The 18,029-nt window shown below is 37.8% G+C and carries 16 protein-coding genes; 7 read left to right on the forward strand and 9 right to left on the reverse strand.

Annotation, left to right across the window (positions count from 1 at the left end):
• Positions 1-267: 267 nt before the first annotated feature.
• Both Q0794_RS08955 and Q0794_RS08960 read right to left on the reverse strand, forming a co-directional pair.
• Positions 268-582 carry a hypothetical protein gene (locus Q0794_RS08955; RefSeq protein WP_298941379.1) on the reverse strand — a complete coding sequence of 105 codons (315 nt, stop codon included), beginning with the start codon at positions 580-582 and terminating at the stop codon, positions 268-270.
• A gap of 68 nt (positions 583-650) precedes the next feature.
• Complete coding sequence (locus tag Q0794_RS08960) at positions 651-965, reverse strand: hypothetical protein (RefSeq protein ID WP_298941380.1); 315 nt, start codon at positions 963-965, stop codon at positions 651-653.
• A 283-nt stretch (positions 966-1,248) separates the two neighbouring features.
• Between Q0794_RS08960 and Q0794_RS08965 the strand changes: the two genes are divergently transcribed.
• Positions 1,249-1,608, forward strand: coding sequence for a 4-fold beta flower protein (locus Q0794_RS08965; protein WP_298941381.1), 360 nt, complete (start codon positions 1,249-1,251; stop codon positions 1,606-1,608).
• Positions 1,609-1,737: 129 nt separating this feature from the next.
• Positions 1,738-2,127, forward strand: coding sequence for a hypothetical protein (locus tag Q0794_RS08970; RefSeq protein ID WP_298941382.1), 390 nt, complete (start codon positions 1,738-1,740; stop codon positions 2,125-2,127).
• Between the two features lie 13 nt (positions 2,128-2,140).
• Here Q0794_RS08970 and Q0794_RS08975 read toward each other — a convergent pair whose 3' ends face one another.
• On the reverse strand, positions 2,141-3,109 hold the full coding sequence (locus Q0794_RS08975) for an IS30 family transposase (RefSeq protein WP_298941383.1): 969 nt from the start codon (positions 3,107-3,109) through the stop codon (positions 2,141-2,143).
• Between the two features lie 336 nt (positions 3,110-3,445).
• Between Q0794_RS08975 and Q0794_RS08980 the strand changes: the two genes are divergently transcribed.
• Together Q0794_RS08980 and Q0794_RS08985 are read left to right on the forward strand one after the other, a co-directional pair.
• On the forward strand, positions 3,446-4,588 hold the full coding sequence (locus Q0794_RS08980) for a Shedu anti-phage system protein SduA domain-containing protein (RefSeq protein ID WP_298941384.1): 1,143 nt from the start codon (positions 3,446-3,448) through the stop codon (positions 4,586-4,588).
• Between the two features lie 288 nt (positions 4,589-4,876).
• A complete protein-coding gene (locus Q0794_RS08985) occupies positions 4,877-5,389 on the forward strand; it encodes a hypothetical protein (RefSeq protein WP_298941385.1) in 513 nt (170 codons plus the stop codon).
• A gap of 529 nt (positions 5,390-5,918) precedes the next feature.
• On the opposite strand, the gene adhE is transcribed toward Q0794_RS08985, so the two are convergent.
• On the reverse strand, positions 5,919-8,594 hold the full coding sequence (gene adhE / locus Q0794_RS08990; protein WP_298941386.1) for a bifunctional acetaldehyde-CoA/alcohol dehydrogenase: 2,676 nt from the start codon (positions 8,592-8,594) through the stop codon (positions 5,919-5,921).
• A gap of 387 nt (positions 8,595-8,981) precedes the next feature.
• Here adhE and Q0794_RS08995 point away from each other — a divergent pair, with 387 nt between their 5' ends.
• Positions 8,982-10,193 carry an AI-2E family transporter gene (locus tag Q0794_RS08995; protein WP_366522536.1) on the forward strand — a complete coding sequence of 404 codons (1,212 nt, stop codon included), beginning with the start codon at positions 8,982-8,984 and terminating at the stop codon, positions 10,191-10,193.
• Between the two features lie 21 nt (positions 10,194-10,214).
• Positions 10,215-11,174: a class I SAM-dependent methyltransferase gene (locus tag Q0794_RS09000; RefSeq protein ID WP_298941387.1), complete on the forward strand. Its 960-nt coding sequence runs from the start codon at positions 10,215-10,217 to the stop codon at positions 11,172-11,174.
• Positions 11,175-11,257: 83 nt separating this feature from the next.
• On the opposite strand, the gene Q0794_RS09005 is transcribed toward Q0794_RS09000, so the two are convergent.
• The 3 genes from Q0794_RS09005 to Q0794_RS09015 all read right to left on the reverse strand — a co-directional run bounded on the left by Q0794_RS09005 (position 11,258) and on the right by Q0794_RS09015 (position 15,457).
• The gene (locus Q0794_RS09005; protein WP_298941388.1) at positions 11,258-11,833 is read right to left on the reverse strand and encodes a hypothetical protein; all 576 of its coding nucleotides are present in this window, start codon (positions 11,831-11,833) and stop codon (positions 11,258-11,260) included.
• Positions 11,834-12,031: 198 nt separating this feature from the next.
• On the reverse strand, positions 12,032-14,197 hold the full coding sequence (gene pta / locus Q0794_RS09010; RefSeq protein WP_298941389.1) for a phosphate acetyltransferase: 2,166 nt from the start codon (positions 14,195-14,197) through the stop codon (positions 12,032-12,034).
• Positions 14,198-14,257: 60 nt separating this feature from the next.
• A complete protein-coding gene (locus Q0794_RS09015) occupies positions 14,258-15,457 on the reverse strand; it encodes an acetate kinase (protein WP_298941390.1) in 1,200 nt (399 codons plus the stop codon).
• A 283-nt stretch (positions 15,458-15,740) separates the two neighbouring features.
• On the opposite strand from Q0794_RS09015, the gene yfbV reads away from it, so the two are divergent.
• Positions 15,741-16,190 carry a terminus macrodomain insulation protein YfbV gene (gene yfbV, locus Q0794_RS09020; protein ID WP_298941391.1) on the forward strand — a complete coding sequence of 150 codons (450 nt, stop codon included), beginning with the start codon at positions 15,741-15,743 and terminating at the stop codon, positions 16,188-16,190.
• Positions 16,191-16,204: 14 nt separating this feature from the next.
• Here the strand turns inward: yfbV and rlmA are convergent, their stop codons facing one another.
• Together rlmA and pflA are read right to left on the reverse strand one after the other, a co-directional pair.
• Positions 16,205-17,020, reverse strand: a complete 816-nt coding sequence (rlmA, locus tag Q0794_RS09025) for a 23S rRNA (guanine(745)-N(1))-methyltransferase (protein ID WP_298941392.1) — start codon at positions 17,018-17,020, stop codon at positions 16,205-16,207.
• Positions 17,021-17,278: 258 nt separating this feature from the next.
• Positions 17,279-18,019, reverse strand: a complete 741-nt coding sequence (pflA, locus tag Q0794_RS09030) for a pyruvate formate lyase 1-activating protein (RefSeq protein ID WP_298941393.1) — start codon at positions 18,017-18,019, stop codon at positions 17,279-17,281.
• Positions 18,020-18,029 lie beyond the last annotated feature (10 nt).

Raw genomic sequence — 18,029 nt, forward strand, 5'->3', positions numbered from 1 at the left:
AGAAAATGGCAGGGTTAGATGATAAATATCGTTCAACCCTGTTGGAGAGTGGGATTAAAATGCGCTAGCCGTAGCCCTGTCGGCGACACGTCTTTCTTTTATCAGAAAAGAAAGGCGGCAAAGAAACTGACACCGGATCGTTTTCTGATCCAAATAATAAATCGCTTTTATAACGCACCGACTCTTGCGGCACATCCATGTGCCAAACGAGCCTAATCCAAACATCCTGTTTGGCTTTGCTAAAAGCAATTAATTATTTGGGAAAACTTAACGGCGGGACTGTCCATCCACATTGAGCAATGTTTTATGCTTATATTCTAGTTCCCATGCTCTGCGTGGGAATTCAGGCTTATAACTCTGATAAGGGGTCTTTGAATGGTTTTGCTTTGAATTGGGCTCGTCTGCGCTCATCCTGTCAGCTTGATATTTATTATCGGTGATTTCACCCTGTCGGCGACACCTCTTTCTTTTGCTGGAAAAGAAACCAGAGCCTAGAAAAGCTAAATAAACTGACACCGGATCGTTTTCTGATCCAAATAATAAATCGCTTTTATCACTCACTGACTCTTGCGGCACATTCATGTGCCAAACGAGCCTAATCCAAACATCCTGTTTGGCTTTGCTAAAAGCGATTAATTATGTGGGAAAACTCAACGGCGGGACTGTACATCCACATTGAGCAATGTTTTATGCTTAGATTCTAGTTCCCATGCTCTGCGTGGGAATTCAGGCTTATAACTCTGATAAGAGGTCTTGGAATGGTTTTGCTTTGAATTGGGCTCGTCTGCGCTCATCCTGTCAGCTTGATATTTATTATCGGTGATTTCACCCTGTCGGTGATACGGCTTTCTTTTGCCGGAAAAGAAACCAGAGCCTAGAAAAGCCAAAGAAACTGACACCGGATCATTTTCTGATCCAAATAATAAATCACTTTTATAACGCACCGACTCTTGCGGCACATCCATGATGGGCAATGTTAACTACTTATTTTATTCAACATGGCAAAACTATAATCTATTTTTTACATAATCCATGTGATTCTGTATTTCCGCCGTAAATGCGGAATTATTCTGTCTATCTACATGACCAAGGTTTCAGTTTTATTTTTAACTTGTTGATTACTTTATTCAGCTTGCTATTCTAATATCAAATTTAAATAAATAAGTGCGTTCCGTCTATTCACCGGAAATATGGAATAATTCTACTTAATTACGCTGTTATGTGCCGTTACTCACTCGGAGATAAGTTATGTCGTTAGATTTTTTTGATTCATCAGGTCAACCTTATGCGTATTGTGATGATGGAGATACCATTTTTACCTTTGGTGGTGCCCCTATAGCATTCATCGATGGTGATTCAATTTATTCATTTTCAGGTGCTCATTTAGGTTTTTTTGAAAATGGTAATATCTGGGATCATCGTGGTGGAGTTGTATTATTTACTCAAGGTTCGAGTGGGGGACCAATGAAACCATTACAAGCACTCAAACCATTGAAAGGACTTAAGTCTTTAAAACCTCTCAAAGGTTTAAAATCTCTAAAACCATTGAAAGCTCTAAAAAGTATGAATTGGTCATCAATAAGTCCCCAACAATTATTTGAGGTCTAAGCAAATAACAAGAACATCAAATGGAAAAATTACAGTTGGCTATTTTCGTTCCTCAAATATTTTAGCCAACTGTAATTTTCCGCTTATGTAAGCGGTTAGTGTTCAGAGTAAATAGTCGAGATTAATCTTATGGGAAATTATCCATTACAATGGGGTAACTATGATGGTTTTGTTAAATCTCATGGCTATAGTCGTTTTGACTTCAAGGTGTCAGAAGGTGATATAAACAGGTTTGGAGCTAGATACCGTGTTGCTGCATCATTTAAATCACTCGAACTAAATGACTATGCAGCTAAAACAAAAGATGGGTACTCAGCATTGTGTCAGGTGCTCCTATCATGGTCAGCTTTTGAGAGTTCTTTGCCTTTGGTCGGGTTGAACGTTTCGAATACTGAAACTCTTATGAAGAAGTATTCATCTGATGGTGTGATTAAAGAAATTCGAAGCCTTGATATAAGCGATAAATTTTATAAATTCATTTACGATAGGGTGAACAAAAGGCATCTTGAATTCAAGTAATAAGTGCAATCGTTTATGCAGCCACCAGTTTTGTTGACTGCCCTGTAAATAATTCATAAGGCGTTTTATAGCCTCGAGTCTTTCTTGGACGGTGGTTGAGCTTATTAACAGCCGTCTGTATTTCCTCTTCACTTAGCATCATGAAATCAGTGCCTTTAGGGAAGTAACGCCTAAGTAAACCATTAGTATTCTCATTTATTCCTCGTTCCCAAGAAGAGTAAGGATGAGCAAAATAAACCGATACATCTAATGCGTTACCTATTCGTTCATGTTGAGCAAATTCTTTACCGTTATCTAACGTAATAGTGTGAACGCTGGCTTTAAGGTGCATCATACTGGCAATAAGCGCATCAGCGGTGATATCAGCATGTTTACTTTCAATACGTTTTACCACGGTGAACAACGTCTTTCTCTCAACCATAGTTACAAAGGCATTCTTACGACCTTTACCAATAACAGTATCGCCCTCCCAATCACCAATACGGCTCTTGCTATCCACTATATCTGGTCGTTCATCAATACTAATGCGATTAACTAATTGCCCTCGTTTATCGTAACTTCCATAGCGTTTTTTATATTTCTTACAGGCTCGAGTCAACTTTTGATATAAATGACCGCCGTTAGCTTTATCTTGATAAATATAACGATAGATACTCTCGTGATGTAATTGTATTTTCCCTTCCAACGCTAGGCGGCCTGCTATTTGCTCGGGTGTTAAGTCTTGAAAAAGCAAATCTTCAATCCAACCTTTAACTACATTGGTTATTTTTATTGATTTACTCGCGGTCACACGTCGATGTAGCATTAAACGTTGAGCTTGTTTAGGGCGATAACCTTTAAGTCCTTTATTACGCTTTATCTCTCTCGATATTGAGGAAGCTGAGCGTCCTAGTATGTTAGCAATATTTTTTTGATTGTGGTTGGCTTTCATTAACGCATAAATCTGATATCGTTCTTCTTGTGTCAGCTGTTTGTAGTTCATTAGCAATTTCCTTTGGCGAGAAAATGGCAAACTATAACAGCTGACCATCTAATCTAAGAAATTGCACTTATTATGCGAATCTAGGCATAAAAAAGAATTGGACAGATATTTTAATTCAGACCCTTGCAATCCACAGTATTTAGCTTCATCGATTAGGCATATATTTACTCACGGGCCATTAACTCCAAATGCAAATGAGGTTGATCCAGATACAGTAATAAATATATGTAAAGTGCTTTCTCAGTTTCTACTAAATATTGTTGATTCAGAATTCAACATTGTCATAGAGAAAGAGTTAGAAGTAATGAAACATGAACGATAGATCAGAGGTTATCGATGTTTGATGTTCCAGATTTTAAGCCTACAGAAGAAGATGTGATTAGAAATTCTAAATTAGATACTCTATATAACCACACTTTTGAAAAAGGTAGGTTTTTCCAAGTTATTTTCTCCGATGAGAGTGAATTTCATATTCAATTAGCTCCTCGGACAATGATGAAAGTTGTTTACCTTAAAGACAAAGATGACATCGAGGGCATTAAACTTTGTAAGCTAGTTAATGGGCAGGAAAAACAAACAATTGAACTATCAAAGTTCAATATGCAGCAATTAAAAACATTCTTGAGCTTCATTCAAGAATTAGATCTTAAAGGTGTAGCAGAGAGACGCATTAAGTTATCTGATGATGCAATGGACGTGCTAGATGCTGATACTAAACAGAAAATAACGACGTTACTTTCTGGCTCGGATGGTGGAGATGTAGTTAGAGACTTGTTGTCCCAAGGTATGATTACAACTCAAGACTTAGTCAATACTGGTTATCGAAAATCACAGCTCGAAATATTCAAGAAATTGCTCTATTCAGATTATTTACCACAGTATAAAGTGGATATTGGTAAGCCAAAGACAAAAAATGAGACAGCGTGGCAGCACTTTTTCGCAGTGAATCAATGGATATTTGGGTATGGTTTAGACTATCGATACCAAGGTGTTTTACAAAAAGAGTTCCATGCGTCTGATACTAATGCTGGAGGTAGTGAGGGTGTTATTGCTGACTTCTTAATAGGTAATAATAAATTCACAACGTTTGTTGAACTTAAGTTACCGACAACACCACTGTTCAATAGCGCGCAGAATAGAGCCCAAAGTTGGAAATTGTCAAAAGAACTCATGGAGGCTTACTCACAGATCTTGGAGCAAAAGGCTAGTGGCACTCTAAAGGTTGAAACAACACCTGACTTATACACAGATGATTACAATGAGATAAATCAGAATGCCTATGACTCAAAGGCCGTTTTAATTGTAGGTAGCTGGGATCAAGTTGATAAATCAACTGAACCACCAGGTATTAAAAAAATGAAGCGAAAAACACTCGAACTATTCCGCAGAGATTCCAGAAATGTTGAAATTATAACTTACGACGAGTTACTTGAGAGAGCTTCATTTATTGTATTAAATGAATATATTACAAACAATTAGAACGTTGCTAACAAACAATTTAAGAGTGATTCAGCACGATTGGCACTTTGGGTTTGGGGAAGTTTTTTGTGATTAAGGTGTTCAAATCTAGTGTTGTGGATGCGTACTTCACACCTTAATTGGGCGTTGAGAATGTAGAATAACTCGATTTTTACAATTCAGAGCAAAACTTGACTTTATAACATGTTGTTTTAATTGGTTATTAAATTTTAAAAATAGCTGTGTTTTTCCTGAAATAGAGAAATTCTACAGCCTCGTTAGTGTTTACATATAGTAAGGTATTGAATTTTGAGTGAAATAGAAATATCGTTAGAGAAGTATGTTCAGGGCTATAACTCGTTGTGGAATCAGGTAAATAAAAATAATAGCGAGTTCCCGAAAGGTTCTGTATCTATAGGTACTATCGGTGAATATTACGCTAAGAAATATTTAGAAGAAAAGTATGCAGATTCGATAGTTGAGTATGGTCGGGCAAATGAAAAATCATGGGATATAAAAGTTAAAAATGGAGATTCACAAGTTCTTTTTCAAGTAAAGTCAACTTCGGTATTTAATAGTTCTAGGACACTTTCAAAGTTAAATAGAGGATTTGATCAATTAATTGTTATTAATTTGGATCGTGATTTTTTCCCATTTCAAGCTTACTTATTTGAAACGGTTGATCATTTATTTGCCAACACAAAATCTCCTGCATTAATAACACCAAACCCAGATAATGTAAGACAAACTGGTTCGCTAGCTTTTAAACAAGCTAAAAACATACATAACGATTTTTTTGAGATCCTTGCAAATAAACTCTAACAAGGCTATTAAATCGTACGCATAACGGTTGTCATCGTTTTTGAAAAAAGAAAAACACGGCAAAAACAACGCCAACCTACGTGCCTGTTATTAAGGGGGGTGAGGCTGTAGGATTTCTCCAAAAAAGAACATTTTCACCTTCTTTTTATAATCTCTCATTGTATTAAAAACCATATTTTTTGGATAAGTAAGGATTTTTAGCATATTTAAAAAACACCTCTACACATAACCTTTCTTGTTCTCTGTGTAGCGCAGCGCTTCGTGGTTAATATTCTTTTTAAGCTTGTCGTCTATTTAGCGTATTCCACATTGAAGCTATGAATAATCAACAAGGTTTAATCCTATTTAAAATTACTCATGTTTAAGCTTTAACCCTTCGTGTCCTCTGTGTAGCGAAGCGCTTCGTGGTGAATTTCCTTTTTAGTCTTTTCGTTTATTTACCAAATTACAAGCACAAAAAAGCCTGCATAAAGCAGGCTTGGTAATCATTTTTTAAAGAGAGCTAGTTAATTAATTCTTTTAAAGGGAGCTATTTAACTAATTCTTTAACTTTCTTAATTACTTTTTTCTCTTCTTTTACTGCAACTTCAACTTCTGGCACATCCATTACGTCAGCGTAAGCAGTACCGTAGTAAGAAGCGATTAAGACTTCTTTAAGCTCTGCGATTAATGGGTAACGTGGGTTTGCACCTGTACATTGGTCATCAAATGCGTCTTCTGCTAGTGAATCCACTTTTGCCATGAACTCTGCTTCGTTTACGCCTGCCGCTTGGATTGATAATGGAATATCCAATTCCACTTTTAACTCTTCTAACCAGTTTAGTAGTGCGTTTAGTTTATCTTCAGTGTTACCTGTAGTGAAGCCTAAGTGCGCTGCTATTTCTGCATAACGAGCACGTGCTTTAGGGCGATCGTACTGTGAGAATGCAGTTTGTTTAGTTGGGTTGTTTGTTGCGTTGTAACGAATAGTATTCGAGATTAATAACGCATTGGCTAACCCGTGTGGTACATGGAATTCAGCACCTAGTTTGTGCGCCATTGAGTGACAAACACCTAGGAATGCATTAGCAAATGACATACCAGCGATAGTCGCTGCGTTATGTACTTTCTCACGGGCAATTGGATCTTTTTTGCCGTTTTGGTAAGAGCTTGGTAAGTACTCTTTTAACATTTTAAGTGCTTGTAATGCATGGCCGTCAGAGTATTCGTTTGCTAATACAGACACGTAAGCTTCCATTGCGTGAGTGACTGCGTCGTAACCACCGAATGCACATAAAGATTTAGGCATATCCATTACAAGGTTAGCATCTACAATCGCCATGTTTGGTGTTAGTTCGTAATCTGCTAATGGGTATTTTTGACCTGTTTTTTCATCTGTAACAACGGCAAATGGTGTTACTTCTGAACCTGTACCCGATGTTGTTGTGATACACACTAACTCTGCTTTTGAACCCATTTTAGGGAATTTGTAGATACGTTTACGGATATCCATGAAGCGCATTGATAAGTCTTCAAAATCAGTTTCTGGATGTTCGTACATTACCCACATGATTTTCGCTGCGTCCATTGGTGAACCACCACCTACTGCTAATATCACGTCAGGTTGGTAGCTTAAACATGCTGCTGCACCTGCTTTTACGACTGCTAATGTTGGGTCTGCTTCTACTTCATGGAACACTTCAACTTCCATGCCTTTTTCTTTTAAGATGTTACGTAAATCATCGATGTAACCGTTATTGAATAAGAAACGGTCTGTCACGATAAGTGCACGTTTTTTGCCTTCAAGGTCAGTCATTGCAACTGGTAAGCAGCCGCGACGGAAGTAGATTGATTTTGGTAGTTTATGCCACAACATATTCTCAGCTCTCTTCGCAATAATTTTTTTATTGATAAGGTGTTTTGGACCTACGTTTTCAGAGATAGCATTACCACCCCATGAACCACAACCTAGCGTTAAAGAAGGTGCTAACTCAAAGTTGTAAAGGTCACCGATACCGCCGTGAGATGCTGGTGTATTGATAAGAATACGCGCTGTTTTCATTTTGTCGCCAAAGTAAGCGATACGTTCAGCGTTTGCATCTTGGTCTGTGTAAAGTACTGATGTATGGCCAACACCGCCTATGTCTAATACGATACCTGCTTGGCGTACTGCATCTTCAAAGTCTTTTGCTTTAAATAAACCTAATGTTGGAGATAGTTTTTCATGTGCGAATTCGTCATCCCAAGAAGCTTCTAAGCCTTCACCGATCAGGATTTTAGTAGACGTTGGTACTTTAACACCGGCTAATGCGGCAATTTTGTAAGCTGGTTGACCTACGATTTTAGCATTAAGTGCACCATCGATGATCATCACTTTACGTACTTTGTCTGCGTCTGCTTGGCTTAATACTGCTGCGCCATATTTTGCAAAACGTGCTTTTACTTCGTCGTAAATTGATTCAACAACAATCGCTGCTTGCTCTGATGCACAGATAACGCCGTTATCGAATGTTTTAGACATTAAGATTGAAGAGACTGCACGTTTGATATCAGCTGTTTCGTCGATAACAACAGGGGTGTTACCTGCACCAACACCGATAGCTGGTTTACCTGAAGAGTAAGCTGCTTTCACCATGCCTGGACCACCCGTTGCAAGGATAAGGTTGATGTCGTCATGTTTCATTAGGCCATTTGAAAGCTCAACAGAAGGTTGGTCAATCCAGCCAATAATGTCTTTAGGTGCACCTGCTTTAACTGCTGCTTCTAGTACTAGTTTAGCGGCATAGTTTGTTGCATTTTTAGCGCGTGGGTGTGGTGAGAAGATACAGCCGTTACGTGTTTTAAGGCAGATTAAGGCTTTAAAAATAGCAGTAGATGTTGGGTTAGTGGTTGGTACGATGGCACATACGATTCCCACTGGTTCTGCGATAGTAATTGTACCGCCTTCTTCATTGCGTTCGATAACGCCACAAGTCAGTTCATCTTTGTATTTGTTGTAAATGAATTCAGAAGCAAAATGGTTTTTAATCACTTTATCTTCCATAATACCCATGCCTGATTCAGTCGCAGCCATTTTAGCCAATTCGATACGTGCTGTAGAAGCGGCTAATGATGCGGCGCGAAATATTTTATCAACTTGCTCCTGGGAGTAGTTTGCAAATTCTTTTTGTGCTGCTTTCACTTTAGCAACCATTGCATTTAGTTCAGTGACATTGCTTACCGTCATATATTTCTCCAAAGTTTAATAAATTTAAAAATTTTAAAAGTGCTTTATTAAAACGGTGTATTTAAAAACAGACTTAGTAAATAACTTTCAACTTGATTATAGGAAGGTTAGTGTTTTTAACATTGATCAAGATCACTATTTTGTTCGAGTTCATATTGTTTTTTACGTGATCAAAATCACCTTTTTTGAAGTGAGGAAAGTAAGTTGTTGATTAGTGGTAAATAAGCGTTGGAGAGAGTGATTAATTTTATATTAGTATTATAATATTTTTTATATTTCAGTTAGTTAAGATCATGAGTTAAGTAATTTTTATTAATCGCTTAGTATCCTTTATACTGCGAATCAATCGCATTATTAATCCCCTCATCTCATTAAGGAAAGTGCAACATGGTTAATACGTCCACTGCAGCACGCACTGCTTTATATTTTTCAGCTTTGGTTATTTCACTCGCGGGTATTAAAGTTGCTGCACCGATTGTTGTTCCTTTTTTATTGTCATTATTTGTTGCGATTATCTGTAACCCTGCAATTAATTATCTCGAGAGAAAAAGAATTCCAAGAGGGCTAGCCATTACCATTGTGATCATGACCATTTTCTCCTTATTTATTGTTTTGGGTGGCGTAGTGGGGGCTGCAGTTAATGATTTTAGAAAAGCGATTCCTACTTATGAAGCTCAGTTATCTGAACAAATTACTTGGTTAATTGATTGGTTAGCAAGTCATAATATTTCGATTTCTATGGATGAAGTGAGTGGTTATCTTGACCCTGCTAAAGTAATGAACTTAGTCACCAGCACTTTAACTGGCTTTAGTAGTGTATTAGGTAATATCTTTTTATTGTTATTGACCGTGGTATTTATGTTGGCGGAGGGAAAAGTATTTCCTAAAAAACTACACATGGCGTTTGATGAATCGACACAAACTGAAAAACGTTTAGACCACTTTTTAAACATGGTAAATCGATACATGGCGATTAAGACCATGGTTAGTCTCGGAACAGGGATTATCATCGGGACTGTATTGTGGGGGATGGGCGTACAGTTTTATGTGTTATGGGCATTACTGGCTTTCTTGTTAAATTATATTCCTAATATTGGTTCTATTATTGCAGCAGTACCTGCCGTTATTTTAACGTTTTTACAACTTGGTGCGGGTTACGCGTCTGTTGTTGTTGGCTTATTTGTTAGTGTGAATATGATCATGGGGAATGTGGTTGAACCTAGGTTCATGGGGCGCAGTTTAGGGTTATCGACGTTAGTGGTATTTTTATCATTAATCTTTTGGGGCTGGTTATTAGGCATGGTCGGTATGTTATTGTCCGTGCCACTGACGATGATCCTTAAAATTGCATTAGAAAGCAGTGAAGATGGCCGTTGGTTCGCTATTTTATTAAGCTCTGATGAAGAAGTTGAAGCGCTTGAGAAAAACTGTGCAGAGAAGTCGATTGAGCCTGGTGAATGTCTTGAGTCAAGCGAGCTAGTTGATACTAATAAAGAGACGAGCACCGATACAAAAACTGACTATGATGCAGAAAAGAAGACTGATGCAGAGAATAATGCTGCAGCTGGTGCCGATAAGAATAACAATGAAACGAATTAATTAACTTTACTGGTTTAGCTAGTGACTCCCGTTATACAAGAAGAAAAGAATATGTTTACAGCACTATTAGAGAAAATGCACTTCCCTGAAGTAATAGCAGGGCAAGAAAAAGAAATGGCACGTTTGTTTCATGGGCGTGGTTTTCAGTATCCAGAATATCAACATTTTAATATTGATTGGTTATCACCGGTTGTATTGGTGATTTTATATAAAGAAGAAAGTGACCAATGGTTAGCCAGTTTAAGTGAGTTTTTGTTAGCTGAAATGACAAAAAGAGGCTTTGCGGTGACTAGCATTCAAGTACAGTTTCGTTGTCGCGATCTTGCCCCTACGTTTGTTTTGTTTGGTGACGAAGTGACTGATTATGCTGCCAATGAAAATGGGCTATCTTACAAGATTAGCCTCGGTAAAAACCAAAACTACGGTATTTTCTTAGATATGAAAAATGGTCGTCGTTGGCTGAAAGAGCAAAGTGAAGGCAAACGTGTGCTTAACCTGTTTTCTTACACTTGTGCTTTCTCTGCTGCTGCGATTGCGGGTGGGGCCACACAAGTGGTTAATTTAGATATGAGCAAGGCAGCGTTAGCGGTAGGGCGTGATAATCATCGTTTAAATGGCCATGACTTAGATAAAGTGAAATATCTAGGGCATGATTTGTTTAAGTCTTGGGGGAAAGTAAAACGCTTAGGGCCTTATGATATTATCATTGCCGATCCACCGTCTTTACAAAAAGGTAGTGTCAATATTAAGCGTGATTATCCTAAGATTATGCGTCGTTTACCTGAGTTATTAAATGAAGGTGGACAAGCGTTATTGTGCTTGAATAGCCCTGATCTTGATTTCCAGTTTATTACTGATGCATTAGCAGAACATTGCCCTCAAGCGAAGATCATCGATATTATTAAACCGCCTGTTGAGTTTACTAATGTTGAACTGGATAAAGGCTTAAAGTGTGTGCTAGTCGCTTTACAGAGTGAATAATTGTGGGCTATTAAGTTGTTTAGAAAAGGAGCGAGTGTCGCTCCTTCTTTAGGTTGTTAAACGAGCTTTTACACATTTAGCTGTTATCTAATATTGAGCGTGTTAATTACTTGGTAAAGCGCACTTTCTATTTTTTTCTTATTATCAATTTTTGCTGTTGCATTAAATATTAGAAATACTTTATCAGATAAAGTAATGTGATATTGCATCGTTATATTCTCTTCTAAAATCCCTGAAAATTGAATATAAAAAGACTTTCTGCCTGCTACTTCAGTTTGTTTGCACTCATGCAATGTAATCTCACGTTGAAAGATATTCGTTAACTCTTCTTTTCCTGCTGCACAGATTTCTGCATTAGGTATTTTACCTATTTGCTTTATAACACTAATATTTTCTGTAATGTTATCTGTATTATCAGGTATGAAGTAAATATCCATTTTTCCTGACCGTATAATTGGCATGACTCTTTCTAATAATAAAGGTGAAACACCTCCTATTTTATTAAAATCAAATAAGTCAGAGTTCTCTTTAATTTCAGATCTGGTTAACGGCAACCAGCTGTCAGGAATTTCGATACTGTAACCTAAGTCGCTAGTCGCTTGTTTAGCTTCTGTAAAACTGGTGATTAATAGTAACCCTGTTAGTAGAAGGTACTTCATTACATCTCTCCATAGAAATAAGTAGTTGTTTTAGCGCTGTTGTTTAAGATAATTTTAAAAATAAGTATTAAAATTATCATATAAAGGTGAGGGAAGCATAATTAAAAAAGCCCACAATGATTTCATATGAATTCATTGTGGGCTTATAATTGTAGGCTTATAGATGCTTAGTACGAATCGTAGCAAAGGGTTAAAGTACTAACCTTCGATTAACGCCGCTTTTTCATTAGCTTGTGTTGCTTGAATTGCTGTTAGTGCGATGGTGTAAACAATATCATCTACCAATGCACCACGTGACAAGTCATTCACTGGTTTACGCATACCTTGTAGCATCGGACCGATACTGATCAAGTTAGCACTACGTTGTACTGCTTTGTATGTCGTGTTACCGGTATTCAAATCAGGGAAGATGAATACTGTTGCTTGACCTGCTACTTTAGAATCTGGTGCTTTACTTTTTGCAACATTTTCCATAACAGCCGCATCGTATTGTAATGGACCATCAATCAATAAGTCTGGACGACGCTCTTGCGCAATTTTAGTTGCTTCACGTACTTTCTCAACGTCAGAACCTGCACCTGAGGTACCTGTCGAGTAACTGATCATCGCTACTTTAGGGTCAATACCAAAGGCAATTGCAGAATCAGCTGATTGAATGGCGATATCTGCTAATTGGTCTGCTGTTGGGTCTGGGTTGATTGCACAGTCACCGTAAACTAATACTTGGTCTGGTAACAGCATGAAGAAGATTGAAGAGACTAAGCTTGCGCCTGGTGCCGTTTTAATCAACTGTAATGCAGGACGAATAGTATTGGCTGTAGTGTGTACCGCACCTGATACTAGACCAGCAACTTCACCTTCCGCTAACATCATTGTGCCTAATACAACAGGATCTTGTAATTGCTCACGCGCAACCACTTCTGTTAGGCCTTTACCTTTACGTAATTCAACCATCGGTGCTACGTACTGTTCAATCACATCCATAGGGTTAACAATTTCGACTTCATCAGTGACGATAATGCCTTGTTGTGTTGCTATACGATGAATTTCTTCAGGGTTACCTAGTAATACAGGTTTTGCGATACCACGTTGTGCACAAATAACCGCAGCTTGAATCGTACGTGGCTCTTCACCTTCAGGTAACACGATACGTTGGTTTGCTTTACGTGCTAATTCAGTTAAGTGGTAACGGAATGCTGGTGGCGATAAACGACGAGATAATGAAGAATCTTCCGTTAATGTGTTTAACCAATGCTTATCGATATGACTCGCAATGTATTCTTGTACTTTTTCAATACGCTCAAGGTCATCTACTGGGATTTCCATATTAAAGTTTTGTAAGCGTTGTGCGGTCTGCCAAGTATTACTTTTTATCAGTAATACAGGTAAACCTGAATCCATTGCACTGCGACAAAGTTTTAATACTTCTTCTTCAGGCATGTAATCGCCTGTTAGTAGTAAACAGCCGATTTTCATGCCATTCATTACGGCTAGACACGTTGCGATAATAACATCACTACGGTCGCCAGACGTTACTAACATTGAGCCAGCTTTAAAATGTTCAACCATATTTGGAATTGAACGGGCACAGAAGGTAACTGAATGTAGACGACGGTTTTCTAGATCGCCTTTATTCAGGATTTTTGCTTCTAAATGAACGGCTAAGTCTTTAACACGAGGCGCAATTAAGTCAGCGCTCCATGGAATACAACCTAAGATAGGCAGTGGACTTTTGCTAAACATTTGTAACACTTCAAGATTGTTATTAATGCTTGCTTCTGGAATATCAAATACTTCAGTGATATCAACGCCTGTTTTATCATTTTCATCAATAGGCGCGCCTACTTTATTGATAATACAGCCTGCAATACGTTTGTTTTCTTTACCACCAAATGAAGAAACGGCAATTTCCATGCGCTCTTTCAATTGTTGTGACGTATCGTTACTTGGGTGCGTTACAAATACCATTTCTGCACCGAGTGCTTTAGCGATACTGTAGTTGATGTTATTAGCAAATTGATGCTTGTCAGTCGGTACTAAGCCTTCAACGATAATAACGTCGCTATCTTTAGTACCTTCACGAAAACGTTCTACAATATTTTCAAGTAATTCTGAAGTGCGCCCAGATGAAATCAGGTTTTCTGCATATTTCATTGCAAAAGGTTCTGGGGGAAGAATATTACTTGAGTTACGTAGTGTTGTCGTAGAACGTTCTGTTCCAAGGTCACCTTGACGAGGTTGTGCGATTGGTTTGTAGAAATTAACGGCAACACCTTGGCGTTCCATCGCGCGAATCATTCCAAGACTTACCGAAGTGACACCGACACCAGAACCAATTGGTATTAGCATTATTGTACGAGCCATGACTATTCCTTTTAATAGATCATAAAGAGGGAGTTAATACTCCCTTGAAATTAATGTAGATTATGCAGATACCAGTTTAGCTGAATCTTGCGCGATAACCCATTCTTCGTTAGTTGGAATAACCATTGCGATGGGTGAGTTATCAGTAGTAATGATGCCAGCTCCGCCTAATATTGCAGCTTTATTTTTATCTTCATCTATTTGATAACTAAATATAGCTAAGTTATCCAATACTTTTGTACGAATACGGACAGAGTTTTCACCAATACCGCCAGTGAATACAATCGCATCAATGCGTCCAAGTGGTACCGCATAAGAAGCGATATATTTTGCTAAGCGATAAGCGAACATATCTACTGCTAATATAGCACCTTCATGGCCTTTTTCGTAGTTCTGTTCGATATCACGAAAATCGCTTGAAAGACCAGAGATACCTAACAAACCACTTTGTTTTTGTAACATGTCCATCACACCTTTTAAGCTGTAACCTTCACGTTCAATAAGGTGTTCAATAATGCTTGGGTCAAGGTCTCCACAACGCGTCCCCATCACTAAACCTGCAAGAGGTGTCATGCCCATACTGGTGTCAACTGATTGTCCATTTTTAATTGCAGTAACCGATGCGCCGTTACCTAAATGAGCTGAGATGATGTTGGTTTCTTTAACGGGTTTATTTAATGCTTTTGCCGCTTCATTTGTCACAAATAAATGGCTTGTGCCGTGCATACCGTAACGACGTATGCCTTTTTCTTTATATAGGTTGTATGGCAATGCATATAGGAACGCTTTCGCTGGCATGGTTTGGTGGTAAGCGGTGTCAAATACAGCCACTTGAGTTAACGTTGGGAAGGCTGTTTGTGCCGCTTTAATACCTAGAACATGTGCAGGGTTATGAAGGGGTGCAAGTGATGAACATGCTTCAATGCCTTCTAACACGGTTTCATCAATAATGACTGACTCAGTGAATTTTTCTCCACCATGAACAATTCGGTGACCTACGGCAATAAATTGAGCCTCAAGACCATCAACTTTTTTGATTATTTCTTCTACAATAAAGGTGATTGCTGCAGAGTGAGCGCTATATTCAGGGAGACTTGTTGATTCTTTTTTTTCGTTGAATTTCCATTTGATGCGAGCATCTGGAAGGTTAAAACATTCAGCTAAACCACTGATGACTTCATCACCATTATTGGCATCGATGACAGCGAATTTAAGCGAAGAGCTACCACAGTTGAGTACAAGGACTAATTTATTGCTCATGTAAGATTCCAGTCAGTAAAAATAAACAAAAAATATCAAACAAGGTTCGATATTAAGCTAAGGTATAATAATTAGAGACAATTTAAGTAATGCTATTTACGTTGCTTAGTTACATTACACACATTAAATTATAGTTTTTATCTTACATTTATGTAATAAAATTACAAATGACAATTGAGTAAAAAGTTATTTCAAATCAAGTTTATTACAAATATATTTTTTGGATTAAACGGACTATTATTCGTATGTCGATTTTATTGAAGTTTTTCAGAGGAGAATTTAATTGTTTACGTTTTTTGATTTATTAAAAAAAGGCGATCAATATTTAAAAACATGGCCTAAACAAAGCTGTTTATATTCGTTATTTGTAGACAGTAAGATGATTTGCTATACACAGTTATTAATTAAACTTTTCCCTGTTTTTATTGTATTAGTTGCTTCACTTTATATTATTTTCCCGCTGTATTTTTCTTGGGCGAGCACGGCTACTTTTATTTTATTTTTGATTGGGTTACCTGTGCATTGTCTTTTATGGCTAGGAAAGCGCTCTCAACAAATACTCTCTCCACCTTTGTTTACTTGGTATGTTGAAATTGCGGAAGTTTTAAATGGTAAGCAACTAGGACAGCAAGTGATGATCGACAAACCTCGGTTTATCGATCTTGCTAAGTTATTAAATAAAGGGTTTAGAAAAGGAGGCGATAACTTTTTATATAATAATGAATTGATTTAATGTAATGGCGCGATTTAATCTTTTTGAAAGACTTCAATATTGAAATCACACTCTATTTTCCATTGCGATAAGCTCAGTAAATCGGCTAGCTTCTCTGGCGTAAACTTCCAAGCAAAGGGAGTCATGTTGATCAGATCTTTTAATTGTTGAGACTGGTCAATCGTTAGTTCGTAACTTAACCTTATTTGCTCTACTTTGGTAAAACCTGTTACCGCTTCATTTTCTTGGGCATGATCGTTTACATTATCGTAAATTGCTTCTCGTAATTGATATAAATGTCGAGGGGCAGGGGTCACTGTTACTAGATAACCTTTTTTGCTTATTAAACGTAATAACTCTTCTGCTTTTGAAGGTGCGTAAATGCGTGTCATCAGGTCAACACTTTCATCTGCAAGTGGTACTTGATAAGCACTTGCGACACAAAAGTGGATCTTTTTATAGCGTTTAGCCGCATAACGGATAGCGACTTTAGAAATATCAATACCACAGATATGATGTTGTGGAAGTTGCTGATGAATAAGATCGGTGTAATAACCTTCGCCACAGCCTAAGTCTAAAATTTGCGCGTTTTCAGTTCCCTCTAAATATTGCTGGCTTATTTGCGCTACTTTTTCAGCGAGCGGTAAGTAACCACTGGTATTCAGGAAAGCACGTCTTGCCATCATCATTTCTTGATTATCACCTGGATTTTTAGAGCTTTTAGACTGTACAGGCAGTAAATTCAAATAACCTTCTTTTGCAATATCAAAGTGATGATTATGTTGGCAAATTTGGGTGTTGTTGGTTTGTGTGAATGTGTTTTGGCATAGCGGGCAAATGAAAGGGGTCATAGAGTTCACTGCTTAAAAAGGAAAAGTAATATTATCATAAGGGCAGTTTACACTGCCTTTAGGTGGAATAACGACTATTAATGAAAGGTAAGTGAAAATAGTGTTGGTATATAGCCGTTATATATTTGTTATTAATCAACATGCATTACTCATTGTTATTGATTTTGGCATTAAGCAGATCCAACCTTGAATAATAATGAGTATACAAGGTGTTATCACAGAGGAAATTGAGGCACAGAGGAAATCTAGGCGAGTATCTTAAAATATGACACTGTTATGATACTGTAAAAGTACATCCTGTACTGCCACCATTGTTTCTCTGGTAGGAGCATGTACGCCTTCTAAAGGATAGATTTCACCCATTTCAATCCACTTATGTCTACCTAGCTCATGGTAAGGCAGCATTTCGATTTTTTCTATATTTTTCATCGGTTGAATAAATTGACCTAACGAATGCGCATCTTTCAGGCTATCTGTAATCCCCGGTACGACAACATAACGTAGATAGACGGCTTGGTTGTGTTCTGCTAAATATTTCGCAAACTCTAAGGTGTATTTATTGCTCACATGGGTTAAATCGATATGTTTTTTATTGTCCATTTGCTTAATATCTAAGAGCACTAAGTCAGTGTGATCTAAAATGTCTTTGGTTGTTTGATCTATTTTACGCACAAAGCCATTGGTATCTAAACAAGTGTGAATACCTTCTAACCGACAAGCTTTAAACATGGCTAAAACAAATTCAGGTTGAAGCATCGCTTCACCGCCTGAAATAGTGATGCCACCACCTGATGCTTCCATGTAATGACGATATTGAAGCAACTCTTTCATTAGTTCTTCAACGGTCATCTCTTTACCGGCTTCGGTGTCCCACGTGTCACGGTTATGACAATACTGACAACGCATTAAACATCCCTGTAAAAAGATGATAAAGCGGATCCCTGGCCCATCAACGGTGCCGCAGGTTTCTACCGAGTGTACTCGTCCAGTCACTGACATTTTATAACCT

It is taken from the genome of uncultured Psychromonas sp., from assembly GCF_947489755.1.
GTDB lineage: Bacteria > Pseudomonadota > Gammaproteobacteria > Enterobacterales > Psychromonadaceae > Psychromonas.

Coding starts and splice junctions, on each gene's coding strand:
- Q0794_RS09015 (WP_298941390.1), bottom strand. CDS start 15,457: ATGAGCAATAAATTAGTCCTTGTACTCAACTGTGGTAGCTCTTCGCTT.
- Q0794_RS08980 (WP_298941384.1), top strand. CDS start 3,446: ATGTTTGATGTTCCAGATTTTAAGCCTACAGAAGAAGATGTGATTAGA.
- adhE (WP_298941386.1), bottom strand. CDS start 8,594: ATGACGGTAAGCAATGTCACTGAACTAAATGCAATGGTTGCTAAAGTG.
- pflA (WP_298941393.1), bottom strand. CDS start 18,019: ATGTCAGTGACTGGACGAGTACACTCGGTAGAAACCTGCGGCACCGTT.
- Q0794_RS08975 (WP_298941383.1), bottom strand. CDS start 3,109: ATGAACTACAAACAGCTGACACAAGAAGAACGATATCAGATTTATGCG.
- Q0794_RS08970 (WP_298941382.1), top strand. CDS start 1,738: ATGGGAAATTATCCATTACAATGGGGTAACTATGATGGTTTTGTTAAA.
- Q0794_RS08955 (WP_298941379.1), bottom strand. CDS start 582: ATGAATGTGCCGCAAGAGTCAGTGAGTGATAAAAGCGATTTATTATTT.
- Q0794_RS08965 (WP_298941381.1), top strand. CDS start 1,249: ATGTCGTTAGATTTTTTTGATTCATCAGGTCAACCTTATGCGTATTGT.
- Q0794_RS08960 (WP_298941380.1), bottom strand. CDS start 965: ATGGATGTGCCGCAAGAGTCGGTGCGTTATAAAAGTGATTTATTATTT.
- pta (WP_298941389.1), bottom strand. CDS start 14,197: ATGGCTCGTACAATAATGCTAATACCAATTGGTTCTGGTGTCGGTGTC.
- Q0794_RS09005 (WP_298941388.1), bottom strand. CDS start 11,833: ATGAAGTACCTTCTACTAACAGGGTTACTATTAATCACCAGTTTTACA.
- rlmA (WP_298941392.1), bottom strand. CDS start 17,020: ATGACCCCTTTCATTTGCCCGCTATGCCAAAACACATTCACACAAACC.
- Q0794_RS08995 (WP_366522536.1), top strand. CDS start 8,982: ATGGTTAATACGTCCACTGCAGCACGCACTGCTTTATATTTTTCAGCT.